Raw genomic sequence first — 18189 nt, 5'->3', positions numbered from 1 at the left:
GCTCTATTTTGACAATTGCGTCTTGCCGTGGATTCGGCCGACACCTGCGGGGGAATCAGTATGAGCGACCTCGATCCCGGATCTGCATCACGGTCCGGTCGTCGCGTCCCAAAGCCAAAACCCAATGGTGTATCGGATCCGGATTCCCGGGCCGAATTGCTGCTCGCCCTGCAGGCCATGCGTAGCGGCGATTTCTCCGTCCGGATGAGCGGCGACTATCTCGGCATCGACGGCAAGATCGCCGACACTTTTAATGAAATCATCGCCGCCAACCAGCGCATGGCGCAGCAGCTCGAGCTGGTCGGCCAGGTGGTCGGCCGCGAGGGCAAGACGCGCCAGCGCGTGAAATTCGGCCTCGCCTCCGGCTCCTGGGCCGACATGGAAGGCTCCGTCAACACGCTGATCGACGATCTGCTGTGGCCGACCCGCGAGGTGACGCGTGCGGTCGCCGCGGTGGCGCAAGGCGACCTGCTTCAGACCGTCAAGCTCGACGTCGATGGCCGTCCGCTCCGGGGCGAATTCCTGCAGTCGGCGACCATCGTCAACACCATGATCAAGCAGCTCGGCGTGTTCACCTCCGAGGTGACGCGCGTGGCGCGCGAGGTCGGCACCGAAGGCAAGCTCGGCGGCCAGGCCCAGGTGCCTGAGGTGACCGGCGTCTGGAAGGACCTTACCGAGAGCGTCAACTCGATGGCGAACAACCTGACCAACCAGGTTCGCAACATCGCCGAGGTGACGATCGCGGTCGCCAACGGCGACCTCTCCAAGAAGATCACGGTCGACGTCCGCGGCGAGATCCTCCAGCTCAAGGAAGCCATCAACACGATGGTGGACCAGCTCCGCTCCTTCGCCTCCGAAGTGACGCGCGTGGCGCGCGAGGTCGGCACCGACGGCAAGCTCGGCGGCCAGGCGATCGTGCCCGGCGTCGCCGGCACCTGGAAGGACCTGACCGACTCCGTCAACGCGATGTGCGGCAACCTGACCGCGCAGGTTCGCAACATCGCCAACGTCACCACCGCCGTGGCGCGCGGCGACCTCTCGCGCAAGATCACGGTGGACGTGCGCGGCGAGATCCTGGAGCTGAAGGACACCATCAACACCATGGTGGACCAGCTCAACTCGTTCGCCTCGGAAGTGACCCGCGTGGCGCGCGAGGTCGGCACCGAAGGCAAGCTCGGCGGCCAGGCGCAGGTGCCTGGCGTCGCCGGCACCTGGAAGGACCTCACCGACAACGTCAACTTCATGGCCTCGAACCTGACCGCGCAGGTCCGCAACATCGCCGACGTCGCCACCGCCATCGCGAGCGGCGACCTCTCGAAGAAGATCACGGTGAACGTCTCGGGCGAAATCCTTCAGCTGAAGGAGACGCTCAACACCATGGTCGACCAGCTCAACGCCTTTGCCGGCGAAGTGACGCGCGTCGCACGCGAGGTCGGCACCGAGGGCCGGCTCGGCGGCCAGGCCAACGTGCTCGGCGTCGCCGGCACCTGGAAGGACCTCACCGAAAGCGTCAATTCGATGGCCTCGAACCTGACCGCGCAGGTCCGCAACATCGCGGAAGTGACGACGGCAGTTGCCGGCGGCGATTTGTCGAAGAAGATCACGGTGGACGTGCGCGGTGAGATCCTGGAGCTGAAGGACACCATCAACACCATGGTGGACCAGCTCAACGCCTTCGCCGGCGAGGTCACGCGCGTCGCGCGCGAGGTCGGCACCGAAGGCAAGCTCGGCGGCCAGGCCGTCGTGCGCGGCGTCGGCGGCACCTGGAAGGACCTCACCGACAGCGTCAACTCGATGGCCTCGAACCTCACCGGCCAGGTCCGCAACATCGCCGAGGTCGCGACCGCGGTCGCCAAGGGCGATCTGTCGAAGAAGATCACGGTGAACGTGTCGGGCGAAATCCTTCAGCTGAAGGAAACGCTCAACACCATGGTCGACCAGCTCAACGCCTTCGCCGGCGAAGTCACGCGCGTCGCCCGCGAGGTCGGCACCGACGGCAAGCTCGGCGGCCAGGCCGGCGTGCCCGGCGTTGCCGGCACCTGGAAGGACTTGACCGACTCCGTGAACTCGATGGCGGGCAACCTCACCGCCCAGGTTCGCAACATCGCCGAGGTCGCGACCGCGATCGCCGGCGGCGACCTGTCGCGCAAGATCACCGTGGACGTGCGCGGCGAGATCCTTCAGCTCAAGGACACGCTGAACACGATGGTCGACCAGCTCAACCGCTTCGCGGGCGAGGTGACGCGCGTGGCGCGCGAGGTCGGCACCGAAGGCCGCCTCGGCGGACAGGCCAACGTGCCCGGCGTCGCCGGCACCTGGAAGGACTTGACGGACTCCGTGAACTCAATGGCCGGCAACCTCACCGCCCAGGTCCGCAACATCGCCGAAGTGACCACCGCCGTGGCGCGCGGCGACCTGTCGCGCAAGATCACCGTCGACGTGAAGGGCGAAATCCTCGAGCTGAAGAACACCATCAACACCATGGTGGACCAGCTCAACGGCTTTGCCGGCGAAGTGACGCGCGTGGCGCGCGAGGTCGGCACCGAAGGCAAGCTCGGCGGTCAGGCCGAAGTGCCCGGCGTTGCCGGCACCTGGAAGGACCTCACCGACAACGTCAACTTCATGGCCTCGAACCTCACGGCCCAGGTCCGCAACATCGCGGAGGTCGCGACCGCCATCGCCGGCGGCGACCTGTCGAAGAAGATCACGGTGGACGTGCGCGGCGAGATCCTGCTGCTCAAGGACACCTTGAACACCATGGTCGAGCAGCTGCGCTCCTTCGCCGCCGAAGTGACGCGCGTGGCGCGCGAGGTCGGCACCGAAGGCCGGCTCGGCGGTCAGGCCGTCGTGCCCGGCGTCGGCGGCACCTGGAAGGATCTGACCGACAACGTCAACCTGCTGGCGGCGAACCTCACCACCCAGGTCCGCAACATCGCCGAAGTGACCACGGCGGTCGCGCGCGGTGACTTGTCCCGCAAGATCACCGTCGACGTGAAGGGCGAAATCCTCGAGCTGAAGAACACCATCAACACCATGGTGGACCAGCTCAACGCCTTCGCCGGCGAAGTCACGCGCGTGGCGCGCGAGGTCGGCACCGAGGGCGAGCTCGGCGGCCAGGCCCAGGTGCCCGGCGTCGCCGGCACCTGGAAGGATCTCACCGACACCGTCAACTTCATGGCGGCGAACCTGACCGAGCAGGTCCGCGGCATCGTCAAGGTTGTGACCGCGGTCGCCAACGGCGACCTCAAGCAGAACCTCACTGTGAAATCCAAGGGCGAAGTCGCCGCTCTCGCCGATACCATCAACAACATGACCGAGACGCTCGCGACCTTCGCCGACCAGGTGACGTCGGTGGCACGCGAGGTCGGCGTCGAAGGCCGGCTCGGCGGCCAGGCCGACGTGCCCCGCGCCGCCGGCACCTGGAAGGACCTCACTGGTAACGTCAACCTGCTCGCGGCCAACCTCACCTCGCAGGTGCGCGCGATCGCGGAAGTCGCGACCGCCGTGACCAAAGGCGATCTGACGCGGTCGATCCAGGTCGACGCCCGCGGCGAGCTCGCCGAGCTGAAAGACAACATCAACACGATGATCACGAACCTCCGTCTCACGACGGACGTGAACACCGAGCAGGACTGGCTGAAGACCAACCTCGCCAAATTCACCAACATGCTGCAAGGCCAGCGCGACCTCACCACGGTGGGCCGGCTGCTGCTCACCGAGCTGTCGCCGCTGGTGAACGCCCATACCGGCGTGATCTACCAGGTCGAGAGCGAGGACAATCCGCAGCTCCTGCTGCTGGCCTCCTATGCCAGTGACGGCATCTACCCGTATCAGCGCGTGCTGCAGTTCGGCGACGGCTTGATCGGCCAGTGCGCGCTCGACAAGCGGCCGCGCGTGGTCGCCGACATTCCGTCCGACGCGGTGCCGATCAACTCGGCGCTGTTCCGGGTCGCGCCGAAGAACCTCGTCGTGCTACCGGTGCTGTTCGAGGGCCAGGTCAAGGCCGTGATCGAGCTCGCCTCGCTCGTCTCCTTCACGACCTCGCAGATGACTTTCCTGGAGCAGCTCACCGACTCCATCGGCATCGTGCTCAATTCGATCGAAGCGACCATGCAGACCGAAGGCCTGCTCAAGCAGTCGCAGCAGCTTGCCGGCGAACTCCAGACCCAGCAGCGCGAATTGCAGCAGACCAACGACCAGCTCGAACAGAAGGCACAGCAGCTCGCCGAGCGCAACGTCGAGGTCGAGCGCAAGAACCAGGAGATCGAGCAGGCTCGCCGCGCCCTCGAGGAAAAGGCGACCGAGCTCGCGCTGACCTCGAAGTACAAGTCCGAATTCCTCGCCAATATGAGCCACGAGCTGCGCACGCCGCTGAACTCGATCCTGATCCTCGGACAGCAGCTCACCGACAATCCGGACGGCAACCTCTCGGCCAAGCAGGTCGAATTCGCCCGCACCATCCACGGCGCCGGCACCGACCTGCTTAATCTCATCAGCGACATTCTGGATCTGTCCAAGATCGAATCCGGCACGGTGACGGTCGACGCCGAGGAAATCCTGACCGCGAACCTGCTGGAGACCGTCGGACGGCCGTTCCGGCATGAGGCGGACAACCGCAATCTGTCATTCAAGATCGACGTCGATCCGGCCCTCCCACGCAGCATCGTCACCGACTCCAAGCGCCTGCAACAGGTGCTGAAGAACCTGCTCTCCAACGCCTTCAAGTTCACCGCCGAAGGCGAGGTGCGCCTCAATGTCGCCGCCGCGGTCGGCGGCTGGGGAACGGATCATCCGGTACTGAACTCCGCGCCGGCGGTGATCGCGTTCGAAGTGTCCGACACCGGCATCGGCATTCCCCTGGAGAAGCAGAAGCTGATCTTCGAGGCGTTCCAGCAGGCCGACGCCGGCACCAGCCGGAAATATGGCGGCACTGGCCTTGGGCTTGCGATCAGTCGCGAACTGGCAAGCCTGCTCGGCGGCGAGATTCATCTGCGCAGCTCGCCAGGCAAGGGCTCGTCGTTCACGCTGTATCTGCCGCTCAAATATTCCGGCCCGACGCTCGCGCCGCGCGCCGCACCCGCGCCGCAGCAATACAACCAGCCGCCGGCGCTGCAGCCGGCCGCGCCGGAGCAGCAGCGCGTCATCGAGCAGCTTCCCGACGACCGGCTCAACCTCGAGCCTGGCGACAGCATCCTCCTGATCGTCGAGGACGACCCGCATTATGCACGTGTGCTGGTCGACCTCGCGCGCGACAAGGGATTCAAGGTTCTGGTCGCCGGCCGCGGCGCCGAGGCGCTGGAGCTTGCCAAGCAGTACCAGCCGAGAGCAGTCTCGCTCGACGTGTTCCTGCCTGACATGCTCGGCTGGACCGTGCTGAGCCAGCTCAAGCACAATCCTCTGACGCGCCACATCCCCGTGCAGATCATCACGCTCGACGAGGACCGCCAGCATGCGCTGGCCCGTGGCGCGTTCTCCTTCGTCAACAAGCCGACGACGACCGAGGGCGTCTCGGCCGCGCTGACGCAGATCAAGGAATATGCGCGTCCCAGGCGCAAGCGGCTCCTGATCGTCGAGGACAACGAGGCCGAGCAGCTTTCGATCCGCGAGCTGCTGCACCACGACGACATCGAGATCGTGACGACCGACACCGGCGCCGGCGCGCTCTCGACGCTGCGCGAGGCGCCCTGCGACTGCGTGGTGCTCGACCTCCGGCTGCCCGACATGAGCGGCTTCGAGGTGCTGGACCAGATCCGCAACGACGAGGCGCTGTCGAACGTTCCGGTGGTGGTCTTCACCGGCCGCGAGCTTTCGGCGGAGGAGGATGCGGAACTCCACACCATGGCGCGCAGCATCGTGGTCAAGGGCGTCGAATCGCCCGAGCGTCTGCTCGACGAGACCGCGCTGTTCCTGCACCGCGTGATCACGGAGCTTCCGGTCGAGAAGCAGCGCATGCTGGAGAAGCTGAACAGTTCCGACGAGGATTTGATCGGCAAGACCGCGCTTCTCGTCGACGACGACGCCCGCAACATCTTCGCGCTGTCGAGCGTGCTGGAACGGCGCGGCATGAAGGTGCTGACTGCCACGACCGGCAGTGAAGCCGTCACCCTGGTCGAATCCAATCCGGAGATCGCCATCGTTCTGATGGACATCATGATGCCGCAGATGGATGGCTACCAGACCATCGGCGTCATTCGCGAAAACCCGGCCTTCGCCCGCCTTCCGATCATCGCGCTGACCGCCAAGGCGATGAAGGGTGACCGGGAAAAATGCCTCGAAGCCGGCGCGTCCGATTACCTCGCCAAACCCGTCAACACCGATCAATTGCTGCTTGCGATCCGCATGTGGCTGCACCGCTGAGTTGGGCCCGCGAATGGACCACGAAAAGGTCAACATCCTGCTTGTCGACGACCAGCCGGCCAAGCTGCTCGCCTATGAGGTGATCCTGAAGGAACTCGGCGAGAACCTCGTGATCGCTTCGTCCGGACGCGAGGCGCTGGAGGTGCTGCTCAAGACCGAGATCGCGGTGATCCTGGTCGACGTCTGCATGCCCGAGCTCGACGGCTTCGAGCTCGCCGCGATGATCCGCGAGCATCCGCGCTTCCAGAAGACCGCGATGATCTTCATCTCCGCCATCCAGGTCAGCGACATCGACCGGTTGCGCGGCTACGAGATGGGCGCGGTCGACTACGTGCCGGTCCCGGTCGTGCCGGAGGTGCTGCGCGCCAAGATCAAGGTGTTTGCCGAGCTGTACCGCAAGACCCGCGAGCTGGAACGGCTGAACCAGGAGCTCGAGGACCGCGTCCGCGCGCGCACCGCGGAACTGGAGAACTCCACCGCGAAGCTGCGCGAAAGCGAGCAGCGGCGCAGCATGGCGATCGCCGCCGGCAAGATGGGCTCCTGGGATTGGGACTGGATCAGCGGCGACTGGATGTGGGACGAGGGGCAATATCGCATCTTTGGCGTCGGCCCGGAGAGCTTCGAGGTCAATCCGGCCAACGTTCAGGCGCTGTTGCATCCCGACGACGTCGATCAGTTGCGCAAGGCGATCGCCGAGTTCAAGGGCACGCGGGCCTATGAGACCGAGTTTCGCATTGTGCGGCCCGACGGTGAGGTGCGCTGGTGCGTCGGCACGGCGGCCGCGACGGTCGACGACAGCGGTCGTGTCGTGCGCGTGAGCGGTGTCACCGTGGACATCACCGAACGCAAGCGAGCCGAGGAACGGCAGAATCTGCTGGCGCGGGAAGTCGATCATCGCGCCAAGAATGCGCTGGCGCTGGCGCAGTCCATCGTGCGTCTCACCCGTGCCGACGAGGTCAAGGCCTATGTCAACGCCGTCGAGGGACGCATCAACGCGCTGGCGCGCGTGCACACCATCCTGTCGCTGTCGAGCTGGCAGGGCGCGGAGCTCTCCAAGCTGATCGACGAGGAGCTTGCGCCCTATTCGCTCGGCGGCCAGATCGTATTGGCGGGTCCGGAGGTCCAGTTGGTGCCGGCGACGGCCCAGACGCTGGCGCTCGCGTTGCACGAGCTCTTCACCAACTCGGCCAAGTATGGCGCACTCTCGACCAGGTCGGGACGGCTCATGATCGGCTGGCAAGTCGAGGACCAGCTGCTGACGCTGAGGTGGGAAGAGTCCGGCGGTCCGCTCGTCATGACCCCGAAATCTCGCGGCTTCGGCACGCGGAGCCTGCTTGCGAGCGTCGAGTCCCAGCTCGGTGGACAGGCGCAATTCGATTGGCGAGCCGAAGGACTGTTGTGCCGCCTCGAGGTGCCGCTGACACGCAAGACGGCGACGACCGCACCCGGAAAATTCGACGCCCCCGGCTCCGCCGAATTGCAACGCGCCTCGGGCTGAAGCGCGATGCGATCAGGATGAATCGTCATCGCGCTTTAGGTCGTTATTCGAGCATGATCTTTTCGGAAAACCGCTGCGCACTTTTCCGGATCATGCTTTAGCCCGACGCCGCCATCCTGGTTTGCCGCGCCGGCTGCGCTTCCTCGGCAAGGCGGCCTTCGAGCCAGGCTTCCGTCTGAGCGAGATCGCGTAGCGCCCTCGCGTAGCGGCGGGCCGCACTTCGCTCCGCGCCGCGCGGCAGTTTGCGGGCCTTGCGCAGCATGTCCGCAGCCGCGTTGCGATAGGCCAGCGAGCGGTAAAGAAAGACTACCTTACCCATATCGAATGTTCCCGTTTTGCCGACGCTTATCCTCGCAGGCCCGGCATGAACGTCGGATGAAGCCGGTGATGACAATTCCTTCATGCGTTTGGAACCGGTGAATATCGTCCGCGTTTGCATGTCAGTTCGGGATGCAGTTCCCATGCGCGCAAAAAAGTCGTCGGACCTGATCTCTCCCACCGGCCTCATCAAGCTGATGACGCATGCGATGATGGGCGCAGCCCTCGGCCTCGCCTTCAGTCTCGCGCTGATCCTGTCCAATCCCGCCGTCGCCAGGCTGCTCGATCACGGCGGAAGCCAGGCCGTAATCGTCTTCGCCCTCACATTGGTGACGACGTTCGCGATCGGCGCGACACTCACCGGCGTCGTGTTCATCCTCGCTGAGGACAAGCAATCTTGAAGCGCGCGTGCGAGCGACAGATGCGTTTGTCGGGAACTCCTTCGGCAAATGGCGGTTGGCTGCCTGCGTCAATTTAACTCAGGGAGTTCCCCGCATGACAACGGCCAAGCTCGTTCTCACCGCAATGTTGGCCACCGGCCTCGCCGCCGCGCCGCTCGCCGCACAGGCCAAGTCGCACAAGGCGAAACACGGATCATCGATGTCGTCCTCGCAGACCACGGGCGCCAACACCAAGGCCTCGAAGGGCGCGGATCCTTCCGGCCAAGGCGGCTCCGGTCCCGGCTCGGACCAGGGCGGCACCATGACGAACCAGAGCAGCAAGGGCATGAGCAATACCAAGTGAGCTCAGGCCGACACGACATCAAAAGCCCCGCCGCGACGCGGGGCTTTTTCTATTTTCTTGATGCCGATCAGCAATCGAGCCGCCACACCGTCGAGCGCCCGCGTCAGCACATTACGGGCGACGCGTTTCAGAGTTGAGCGCGCGGCTCGCAGCATTCGTCTTCACGAGTTGTTCGAGCTGCGCCCGCTTGCGTCCGATCAGAAGTTGGGCCGCAGCATCGTCGAGACCCGCACGCTGCAATTGCCGGATGGCAGAGCCCAATTCGAGAATCTCGGCGCGCAACCTCAAGATCCGGTAAGTGTCCGGGTCTTCCTCCATGGCGCCCCCCCAAAAGGTTCAGCGCCGCGTGCTCGCGCGCTCGGGACTAACGACTGTCTTCACGAGACGAAGGCGCACCCGGTCGCGAACGTCAGGCAGGACATCGCCGCCGCCGGCAGCCTTCCATTCGCCGATCAGCAAATTGACCTTCCGGCGCAAATCCATCTGCGCCAAGGCCTGCTGGACGCAATCGCGGTCGCCGTTGATGAGATCGCGCACGGAGGCCTCGACGCCGGCCATCTCAACCCTCAAGGCGCTGATTTGACGTCGAATTTCATTAATTCTGTTGTCCATGGCTTGTTAGAACAAAATAAGAACATATAGTCAAGTCACGATTTCAGAGCGGAGAAGCGACATGCAGGTTCAAGGCAAATACGACGCCAGGGTTTTCCTTGCCGAGCAGATGACGCGGACGCAGGGGCTCAGGCTGAAACGGCTGAGTGAAGAAGCGTATCAGCCCGCGCAATATGCGCGCGATCTGTCCTTCAGCGAGGCCGCACGTCGCATCCAGGTGCTGGAAGCCGAGATCGAGCTGGCGAATTCCTTCTAGGCTGCGCCTGGAACGCTGTCCGCGTCCTTCGGGAACCATGCCCGTGTCGAATGGTTCTCCCCGGCCAAGGGAGAACATGCATGGCACGCAAGGCAAAGAAGCGCCGCTACTCGCGCAGCTCCGGCAGCGATGTCGAGAGCGAGATGCGCCGCTACAAGAAGGGCACGGCAAAGAGCGGTCGCAAAGGCCGTGGCGGACGCGTGAAGAGTCGCAAGCAGGCGATCGCGATCGGACTGTCGAAGGCACGCAAGAAGGGCAAGAAGGTCCCGAAGAAGGCTGCCAAGAAGACCTCCAGGAAAACGTCCAAGAAGAGGACGACGAAGAAGACAAGCAGGAAATCGTCGAAGCGCAAATCCAGCAAGCGCTGACGCTGACCCGCGTCAGATCATGCTGCCCGGCATGAAGCAGCGGATCGAAACCCCGAACGCGGTCTTCACCGGCCACACCATGGTGCGGCCGGCCCGGTTCGGCTCGGTGATGACGGCTTCGTCCGGCACCTCGATCCACTCACCGTCGAGACGCACGCGATAATGCCCGTTATGCGACTCCCAGTCGGGATCGGCGACGGCAAAGCCATCCGCATCCGAGCAGCACGGACCAAGGTGGCTGCGCAAACTGTCGAACCATGGCTTCAGGGGTGAATCCGCGTAGCGGCCGTCGTCCCGCCCGAGAGCGTCTCCGCCCCACAGCACGAATGGCGCCACGAGCAGCGCCCTCCTCAGCGAGAGCTTCAATCGATCCATGTCGGCACCGATCAAATGCGAACCAGCGGCCAGTTCCAGAAGCCGGCGGCAAGTTCGAAGTTCCACGCTTGCGTCCCGGTGGCATCGTTGCCGCCGGCGACCTGCACAGTTCGGAACTTTGATGAGCGAACACGGCTTTTTCGGACGAACCGCGTCATCGTCGCTGCCGTTAACGAGAATGTTATCGATCACATCCCGGCGAGCCTGAAGGCGAACGGAAAAGGCGGCCACGAGGGCCGCCTTTCTTGATCTATGCCGATCGAGGTTCGCCTCAGGCGAGTGGGACCGCGACGAAGCGGGTCGCCTGCGCGCCTTTGACCTGCAACAGCACGCTGCGCTTGCCGGACGATTTGGCCTGCGCCAGCTCGGAGCGGACGTCGCCGACATTGGCGACGGCCTTGCCGCCGACATTGAGGATGACGTCGCCGGTCTGGATGCCGCGCTGCGCCGCCGGCCCTTGCGGATCGACTTCGGTGACGACAACGCCCTTCTGGCCAGCGCCCTGGACGTCACCGGCCGGAGCCAAAGCAAGACCGAGGCGCGGCGTGCCGGGGCCCGGCTGGTCCTTGCCAACATCGGCCTTGGCCTGCCTTTCGTTCGGCAGTTCGCCGAGCGCGAGCGTCACCGTCTTGCTGTCGCCTTTGTGGAAGACGTCGAGCTTCACTGAGCTGCCAGGCGCAAGGGTCGCGATCGTGCGGGCGAGGTCGCGGGAATCCTTGATCGCGGTGCCGTTGACGGCGGTGATGACGTCACCCGCCTCGATGCCGGCCTTCGCCGCCGGGCTGCCATCCTGGGGATCGTCGACGATCGCACCGCGCGCCTCCTTCAGGCCGAGGCTGTCGGCAATCTCGGCGGTAACCGGCTGCACTTGCACGCCGAGCCAGCCACGGGTCACCGCGCCCTTGTCCTTCAGCTGCGCGACGACGAGCTTTGCGGTCGAGGCCGGAATGTCGAAGCCGATGCCGACCGAACCGCCGGAGGGCGAGAAGATCGCAGTGTTCACGCCGATCACGTTGCCGTTCATGTCGAAGGCCGGGCCGCCGGAATTGCCCTTGTTGATGGGCGCATCGATCTGGATGAAGTCGTCATAGGGGCCGTTGCCGATGTCACGGCCGCTGGCCGAGACGATGCCGGCAGTCACGGTGCCGCCGAGGCCGAAGGGATTGCCGACCGCGACCACCCAGTCGCCGATGCGCGGCTTCTGGTCGGAGAATTTGACGAACGGAAAATCCTTCTTGCCGTCGACCTTGATCAGCGCGAGATCGGTCTTCGGATCGGTGCCGACGACCTTGGCGGTGTAGCTCGTGCCGTCATCCATGGTCACCTGCACCGACTCGGCATGGTCGACGACGTGGTTGTTGGTCACGGCATAGCCGTCGGCGGAGATGAAGAAGCCGGAGCCTTCGCCCGTAATCATCTGATGGCGCTGGCGCGGCATGCCGTTCATGCCGCCCGGGCCGCGGAAGCCGAACTGCCGCGAGAATTGGTCGAACGGGGTGTCCTCGTCCTGATCCATCCGGTTCTGCTGCAGCATCGCGCTCTTGTCGTTGTCCTGGTCGATCTTGACCCGTACCGAGATGACGGCGGGTTTGACCTTGCTGACGAGGTCACCAAAGCCAGGCGGCGTCGCGGCGGATTCGGCGGCCTGGGCCGGGGCAATGAAGGAGCTCGGACCGAACGGCGACGAGCCGGGAGCAGCCGCCAGCACGGCCACGCCGAGCGCGGCCACGGTGCCAAGCAGCGCAAGCCGGCGCGGCCTCAAGATCCTGCGGGACGTCGTGGTGTCGGAATTGACGCGATCGTTCATGTCGAAATGTCCATGTTGGATAAGGTGTCGCCTTGCCTCCAACATGGCCATCGTCACCTTACGACGTCCCGTCCATCCGATTAAATCTTGGCAAACAATGCGCGCGCCCCAGCGGAAGTCCTCCCCTGCGCATTTGATGCAGCTCAACGCGGGCCCTTCCGGCGGTGAAAAACTGCGGCCACCGGCTGATGTTCATCGGAGGCGCGCCATGTACAAAGACATTCTCGTTCACATCCCCACCGAACGTCCCATGCGTTCCGCGATCGACGGCTCGATTTCGCTCGCGGCGCAGTTCAACGCCCATCTCGACGCAGTTGCGATCGGCTATGTCGCAACCAGTGCCGCTTACGTAATGGAGGGCGGCGCCGCGGTGGCGGCCGTGTTCGAACTGGAGCGCGAGCGCGCAGTCGAGCGGGCCGAGGCCGCGCTCGCGGTGTTTGGCATCGAAGCGGCGAACGCCGGCATCTCCTACGGCTGCCGCGCGCTCGGCGCGATCCCGGTGGATGCAGCCGGCTCGCTCGGCGAGATGGCGCGACTGCACGACCTCAGCGTCGTGCTCCAGCCAGATCCGGCGCAAAGCTCGTTCGACAACGACGTGCCGGGCGAGATCCTGTTTCAGGCGGGCAGCCCGGTGCTGTTCCTGCCCTACACCTTCCATGGACCTTTCAAGGCGAACCGGATCGGCATCTGCTGGGACGGCAGCCGCCTCGCGGCTCGCGCCGTGCACGACGCGGCGCCGTTCCTGGCGCGCGCCGATGCGATCGTGGTCATCACCATCAACGAGGCCGCCGCGGTCTCCGACGAAGCTTCAGCGAACGGTCTGGCAAGACACCTCGGCCGGCGCGGACTGTCGACCCGCACGGTCGGCCTGTCAGCGACGCGCGCCGACATCCAGCCGACCATCCTGTCACTGGCGGCCGATGAGGGGCTCGATCTCCTGGTGATGGGCGGCTACGGCCATTCGCGGTTGCAGGAGCGCGTTCTCGGCGGCGTCACCCGCGCCATGCTGCAGGCCATGACGGTCCCGACGCTGATGTCGCATTGAGCCGGGCCGGCCCGGCGCCGTCACGCCGCGACCGGGGTCTCCCACGTCGCGGGCGCAGCGGCGCCCTCGTCGTGCTGCACATTACACGCGTCGAAATGCGCCTTGAGCTCGACCTCGGCGAGATATTCGAAATGTTCGGCCTGGCCGAGGAGTTCCCAGTTCTGTAGCGGCCGGTAGGCCGCCTGCTGACGACAGAGGGACGCCAGCGCCCGGTAGCGACGTACGTTCTCCATGAGACCCTCCCTCGCACTCACAAGGCTTATTGCCCCGATTTGCGTCAGGCCGATGGCGATTGTGCAAAAGATTTGCTGCGCCCGTCGCGCGCCTGACCTCGGCTCGTTCTTGGGAAGCGCGTATCCGGGCCAAGGTTCCAAATGTCGACGACTGACACTCGGTAACCCGCCACCGGAGCCAGGGACTAAAGCACGATCCGGAAAAGTGCGCAGCGGTTTTCCGGATCATGCTTAAATAACAACCTAAAGCGCGATGACGATTCATTCTAATCGCATCGCGCTCTAGGCGTAGAGCCGGCTCTCCACGGTCATGCCGACCAGGTCGAGATAGCGCTCGATCAGGGCGGGTCGGCCGACCAGATAGCCCTGCATCTCCTCGCAGGCCTCCCCCGCCAGGAAGGCACGCTGCGCTTCCGTCTCCACCCCCTCGGCAATGACCGGGATATGCAGCGCGTGCGCGAGGCTCAGGACCGCGCGGACGATCTCGGCCGATTGCGGCGTCGCCTCGAGATTGGAGATGAAGCTGCGATCGATCTTGATCTTGTCGAACGGGAACGACTGGAGATAGGACAGCGAGGAATAGCCGGTGCCGAAATCGTCCATCGCGATGCGGATGCCGAGCGCCTTCAGCCGCCGCAGCAGAGTGAGCGCGCGGGTGAAATCGCCGATCAGCACGCCCTCGGTGATCTCGACCTCGAGCCGCGTCGGCGCCAGCCCCGTCTCCAGCAGGATCTGATGGATCGAACGTTCGAGATCGCCGGCCTGGAACTGGATCGGCGACAGATTGACGGCGACCTGCAGCGGCCGCGGCCAGGATGCCGCCTCGCGGCAGGCTTCGCGCAAGACCCATTCGCCGATCCGGACGATCAGCCCGTTCTCCTCGGCGAGTGGAATGAACTGGTCCGGCGGAACGAAGCCTCGGGTCGGATGGTCCCAGCGCAGCAGAGCCTCGAAGCCGATGACCTCGCCATCCACCCGCGCCTGCGGCTGGAAGTAGACCAGGAACTGGTTCTGCTCCAGCGCCTGTCGCAGATCGTGCTGCAACAGCCTGCGGTCGCGCAGCTCCTGGTCCATCTCGGATTCGAAGAAGCGCACTCGGCCCCTGCCCTTGCGCTTGGCACGATAGAGCGCCGAGTCGGCGTTGGCGAGCAGCGTGGCGGCATTCACGCCGTCGTCCGGACAGAACGCGATGCCGACGCTGAGGCCGACATGGGAGAGATAGTCGTCGACCTCCAGCTCCTGGCCGATGCTCTCGACCAGTCGTTCGGCGAGCGCCAGAACGTCATCGCGGCTGATGTCGTCGGGCATCAGGATCATGAACTCATCGCCGCCGATACGGGCGACGAAGGCGCTGTCGGCTTCCTCGGCAAGGCGGTCCGCCGCCGCCCGCATCAGCAGATCGCCGACGGGGTGGCCGAACACGTCGTTGACTTCCTTGAAGCGGTCGAGATCGAGGCTGAGCACGGCAAAACTGGTCGCCGCCTCCTGCGCCCGCTCCAGCCGTTCGCCGAGCACGGCGTTGAAGGCGCTGCGGTTCGGCAGGTCGGTCAACGCATCATGATGCGCAAGGTGGCTGATGCGTTCGCGGGTGGTGACGCGCTCGGTGACGTCCTCGATCACACCGACCAGATATTGCGGATCGCCGGCGCCATCCGCGATCAGCATCTTGCGTGAATTGACCACGCGGTCGTGGCCCTTGACGCCGATGTCGAGCAGATGCTCCTCGAGGAACATCGGCATGCCGCTGGCAACGACTCGACGATCCTGTTCAATGACCACGCGCGCGACGTCGGCCGGGAATATCTCTTCAGGTGTTCGGCCGAGCATCTGTTCGCGCGGCATGCCGTAATAGTCTTCCCCGGCGCGGTTGAGCAGGATATAGCGCGAACTCTTCGCGCATTTCGCGAAGACGGCGATCGGAATGTTCTCGACGATGGTGTCGAGGAATTCCTGGGTTCGCAGCAGATCAAGCTCGACCTCATCGTGCGTGTGAGCGCGTGCGTCGGTCATCCGCTGGCGGTCGCGATCGCTCGCGTCATAGGCCGCGCTGACGAGCTCGCCCAGCTTGAGGACGTCGACATGTCCGGCCGCATCGGTCGCGCAGCGAAGCTGCTCGGCGAACAAGCGATGCATGCTCACGCCATCGCCCCGCGTGCAGGCCTCATGCCTGGCAATAGCCTTGATCCGCATCCCCGCGCTCTCTTGGCATTCCTGCACGCAGGTTGCGATGCACAGCCTTGCGCGGGCGTTAATCGAATTTTCGCCTCGAATGCGTTGGTTACCCCGACCTGAAAGACGCGATCGCTTTTTGCCGCAACCTCCGTGGAACCCCGGAGATAAGTGCCACGCCGTGGGACAACCGGCACGGGCGGATCTTCCACGGCTTGCGCCTTCCGTAGTCTACCGGCTACGGCCTGCCTCGCTGACGCGCAGCGGCTGCGTAGAAATATCTTGCAGCTTAGTAATCCGGCCCGTCTCGGCGGCCATGCGAATGGCCTCGATATTTGCGGCATAGTCGGCAGCACTCTTGCCGCGGAACACGGCGGAACCTGCCACCAGCGTATCGGCGCCCGCTGCCGCCACTGCAGCGGCATTGTCGCGCGTGACACCGCCATCGACCTCCAGCCGGATCGGCCGGTCGCCGATCATGGCTTTGATCCGTTCGATCTTCTCGAGCTGGGATTCGAGGAAGGACTGGCCGCCGAATCCCGGATTGACCGTCATCACCAGCACGAGATCGATGCGGTCGAGCACATATTCGATCGCGCTCTCGGGAGTCGCTGGACAGAGGCTGACGCCGGCTTTCTTGCCGAGGGCACGGATGGCCTGCAGCGAGCGGTCGAGATGGGCGCCGGCTTCGGCGTGAATCGTGATGACGTCAGCCCCGGCCTTTGCGAACGCCTCGAGATAGGGATCGACAGGCGCGATCATGAGATGCACGTCGAATATCTTCTTCGTCGTCGGGCGGATCGCCTTGATGACATCGGCACCGAAGCTGATGTTGGGCACGAAGTGTCCATCCATGACGTCGCAATGGATCCAATCGGCGCCGGCCGTGTCGATTGCGGCGATCTCCTCGCCGAGGCGCGCGAAATCCGCGGCCAGGATCGAGGGAGCGATCATGATCTCTCTGGTCATGGCTTTGCACTCCGCGCATCGGCGCCGCCGCTGAAGACACGGCTCGCCAGGACGTCCATGGGATCGATGGTTTCGAGATCGTCGACATCGAGCATACGGTCGAGGTCGGACACCAGGCGATCGGCCTGCCGCAAGCGGATGCGGTCGACGGCGTTGCGGATCGAACGCGCATTGGAGAAGAACGGCTGAGTCCGACGCAATGCGATGTATTTCTCGAACGCCTCGCGGGCCGTGGCCGAAAAGCGATAGCCCCGCTCCTTCAGCATCAGCTCGGCAATGACGAGCAACTCGGCCTCCGCATAATCAGGGAATTCGATGTGGTGGGCGATGCGCGAGCGGAAGCCGGGATTGGAGGCGAAGAAGCTCGTCATGCGCTCGCCATAGCCGGCGAGGATCACGACGAGGTCTTCGCGCTGGTTCTCCATCACCTGGAGCAGGATCTCGATGGCCTCCTGACCGTAGTCGCGCTCGTTGTCGGGGCGATGCAGATAATAGGCTTCGTCGATGAACAGCACGCCGCCCATCGCCTTCTTCAGGATCTCCTTGGTCTTCGGCGCAGTGTGGCCGATATATTGGCCGACGAGATCGTCGCGCGTCACCGAGATCACCTGCCCGCGCCGCACGAAGCCGAGCCCGTGCAGGATCTTGGCCATGCGCAGCGCGACGGTCGTCTTGCCGGTGCCGGGATTGCCGGTGAACGACATGTGCAGCGTCGGCGGAGCCGATGCCAGGCCCGCGCGCTGCCTGATGCGCTCGATCAGCAGCAGCGAGGCGATCTGGCGCACGCGGTTCTTCACCGGCTTCAATCCGATCAGCTCCTGCTCGAGCTGCTGCAGCGTGTCGGTGATCCCGGCTGCCTCGGCTTCCTTGCGGAGATCGAATTGGGTCTCGTTGGGCTCAGTCGTGGTTGCGTGGGGAACATCGAGCATGGCTACCCTCGAAGAAAAGAGCTTCGCCGCGGGGGAGCGGCGAAGCAGTTGGTCCGCCAAGGATGCGGAGCAGGGAGTGCTCCGCGCGGAAGCGGATCGTTAAGTCGACGCGTGGGCTGGTTTCCGCACAGTGGTGTAACGGATCGCGCGGCCGCCCACCTCTTGCCGCACCAGCTCGAACTCCGCCTCATGCGGAGGCCGATTGACGAGGAAGGAGATCCGCACCGATTCCCAGCCGTGACTGGAATCGAAGCCGCTGATGCGGATGTACTTGTTGCCATACACCCTGCGGCACTCCGCGAGCTCCATCATCACGCCGGCGGCGTCCTGGAGGTCGAACATCGGCAGGCCCCACATTTCCCAATAGGTGTTGCGGGGATGAGGATCGTCGGTGAATTCGATATTCACCGCCCAGCCGTTGCCAAGGCAATATTGCACCTGCTTATAGATCTGGTCGTCGGTCAGATCGGGCAGGAACGAAAAGCAACCCTGAGTGAGTTTCATGCTGC

The 18189-nt window shown here is 64.6% G+C and carries 17 protein-coding genes; 7 read left to right on the top strand and 10 right to left on the bottom strand.

What is annotated here, in order from left to right:
- The first annotated feature begins 60 nt into the window (after positions 1 to 60).
- Both GGD61_RS30615 and GGD61_RS30610 read left to right on the top strand, forming a co-directional pair.
- Positions 61 to 6357 carry a HAMP domain-containing protein gene (locus GGD61_RS30615; RefSeq protein ID WP_018321742.1) on the top strand — a complete coding sequence of 2099 codons (6297 nt, stop codon included), beginning with the start codon at positions 61 to 63 and terminating at the stop codon, positions 6355 to 6357.
- 13 nt (positions 6358 to 6370) lie between these two features.
- Positions 6371 to 7855 (top strand): HWE histidine kinase domain-containing protein, encoded by a 1485-nt coding sequence (locus GGD61_RS30610; protein ID WP_092262551.1) that lies wholly within the window; start codon positions 6371 to 6373, stop codon positions 7853 to 7855.
- Positions 7856 to 7952: 97 nt separating this feature from the next.
- On the opposite strand, the gene GGD61_RS30605 is transcribed toward GGD61_RS30610, so the two are convergent.
- The gene (locus GGD61_RS30605) at positions 7953 to 8174 is read right to left on the bottom strand and encodes a hypothetical protein (protein WP_183231747.1); all 222 of its coding nucleotides are present in this window, start codon (positions 8172 to 8174) and stop codon (positions 7953 to 7955) included.
- A 142-nt stretch (positions 8175 to 8316) separates the two neighbouring features.
- Here GGD61_RS30605 and GGD61_RS30600 point away from each other — a divergent pair, with 142 nt between their 5' ends.
- Together GGD61_RS30600 and GGD61_RS30595 are read left to right on the top strand one after the other, a co-directional pair.
- Positions 8317 to 8574 (top strand): hypothetical protein, encoded by a 258-nt coding sequence (locus tag GGD61_RS30600; RefSeq protein WP_092262548.1) that lies wholly within the window; start codon positions 8317 to 8319, stop codon positions 8572 to 8574.
- Between the two features lie 94 nt (positions 8575 to 8668).
- Positions 8669 to 8917 (top strand): hypothetical protein, encoded by a 249-nt coding sequence (locus GGD61_RS30595; protein ID WP_018321746.1) that lies wholly within the window; start codon positions 8669 to 8671, stop codon positions 8915 to 8917.
- Between the two features lie 111 nt (positions 8918 to 9028).
- On the opposite strand, the gene GGD61_RS30590 is transcribed toward GGD61_RS30595, so the two are convergent.
- A complete protein-coding gene (locus tag GGD61_RS30590; protein WP_091964874.1) occupies positions 9029 to 9235 on the bottom strand; it encodes a hypothetical protein in 207 nt (68 codons plus the stop codon).
- Between the two features lie 18 nt (positions 9236 to 9253).
- Positions 9254 to 9475, bottom strand: coding sequence for a hypothetical protein (locus tag GGD61_RS30585; RefSeq protein ID WP_092262545.1), 222 nt, complete (start codon positions 9473 to 9475; stop codon positions 9254 to 9256).
- A 115-nt stretch (positions 9476 to 9590) separates the two neighbouring features.
- On the opposite strand from GGD61_RS30585, the gene GGD61_RS30580 reads away from it, so the two are divergent.
- Complete coding sequence (locus GGD61_RS30580) at positions 9591 to 9785, top strand: DUF3072 domain-containing protein (protein ID WP_018321749.1); 195 nt, start codon at positions 9591 to 9593, stop codon at positions 9783 to 9785.
- 80 nt (positions 9786 to 9865) lie between these two features.
- The gene (locus GGD61_RS30575; RefSeq protein WP_092262543.1) at positions 9866 to 10153 is read left to right on the top strand and encodes a DUF6496 domain-containing protein; all 288 of its coding nucleotides are present in this window, start codon (positions 9866 to 9868) and stop codon (positions 10151 to 10153) included.
- Between the two features lie 12 nt (positions 10154 to 10165).
- Here the strand turns inward: GGD61_RS30575 and GGD61_RS30570 are convergent, their stop codons facing one another.
- Positions 10166 to 10528, bottom strand: coding sequence for a hypothetical protein (locus GGD61_RS30570; protein WP_092262621.1), 363 nt, complete (start codon positions 10526 to 10528; stop codon positions 10166 to 10168).
- 271 nt (positions 10529 to 10799) lie between these two features.
- A complete protein-coding gene (locus GGD61_RS30565) occupies positions 10800 to 12335 on the bottom strand; it encodes a Do family serine endopeptidase (protein ID WP_177237514.1) in 1536 nt (511 codons plus the stop codon).
- Between the two features lie 208 nt (positions 12336 to 12543).
- Here GGD61_RS30565 and GGD61_RS30560 point away from each other — a divergent pair, with 208 nt between their 5' ends.
- Positions 12544 to 13380, top strand: a complete 837-nt coding sequence (locus GGD61_RS30560) for a universal stress protein (protein WP_177237513.1) — start codon at positions 12544 to 12546, stop codon at positions 13378 to 13380.
- Between the two features lie 20 nt (positions 13381 to 13400).
- Here the strand turns inward: GGD61_RS30560 and GGD61_RS30555 are convergent, their stop codons facing one another.
- The 5 genes from GGD61_RS30555 to GGD61_RS30535 all read right to left on the bottom strand — a co-directional run bounded on the left by GGD61_RS30555 (position 13401) and on the right by GGD61_RS30535 (position 18184).
- Positions 13401 to 13613, bottom strand: coding sequence for a hypothetical protein (locus GGD61_RS30555; RefSeq protein WP_063203548.1), 213 nt, complete (start codon positions 13611 to 13613; stop codon positions 13401 to 13403).
- A gap of 282 nt (positions 13614 to 13895) precedes the next feature.
- On the bottom strand, positions 13896 to 15803 hold the full coding sequence (locus GGD61_RS30550) for a bifunctional diguanylate cyclase/phosphodiesterase (protein ID WP_210311237.1): 1908 nt from the start codon (positions 15801 to 15803) through the stop codon (positions 13896 to 13898).
- A gap of 210 nt (positions 15804 to 16013) precedes the next feature.
- The gene (gene rpe / locus GGD61_RS30545) at positions 16014 to 16751 is read right to left on the bottom strand and encodes a ribulose-phosphate 3-epimerase (RefSeq protein ID WP_092262538.1); all 738 of its coding nucleotides are present in this window, start codon (positions 16749 to 16751) and stop codon (positions 16014 to 16016) included.
- Complete coding sequence (gene cbbX / locus GGD61_RS30540; protein ID WP_018321759.1) at positions 16748 to 17680, bottom strand: CbbX protein; 933 nt, start codon at positions 17678 to 17680, stop codon at positions 16748 to 16750. The genes rpe and cbbX overlap by 4 nt, the downstream gene beginning before the upstream one ends.
- Before the next feature lie 99 nt (positions 17681 to 17779).
- Complete coding sequence (locus GGD61_RS30535; protein WP_018321761.1) at positions 17780 to 18184, bottom strand: ribulose bisphosphate carboxylase small subunit; 405 nt, start codon at positions 18182 to 18184, stop codon at positions 17780 to 17782.
- Positions 18185 to 18189 lie beyond the last annotated feature (5 nt).

It is taken from the genome of Bradyrhizobium sp. SBR1B (assembly GCF_014198205.1).
Lineage (GTDB): Bacteria > Pseudomonadota > Alphaproteobacteria > Rhizobiales > Xanthobacteraceae > Bradyrhizobium.
The sequence above is the reverse complement of the archived record's forward strand: the minus strand, read 5'-3'. Positions and strand labels throughout refer to the sequence as shown.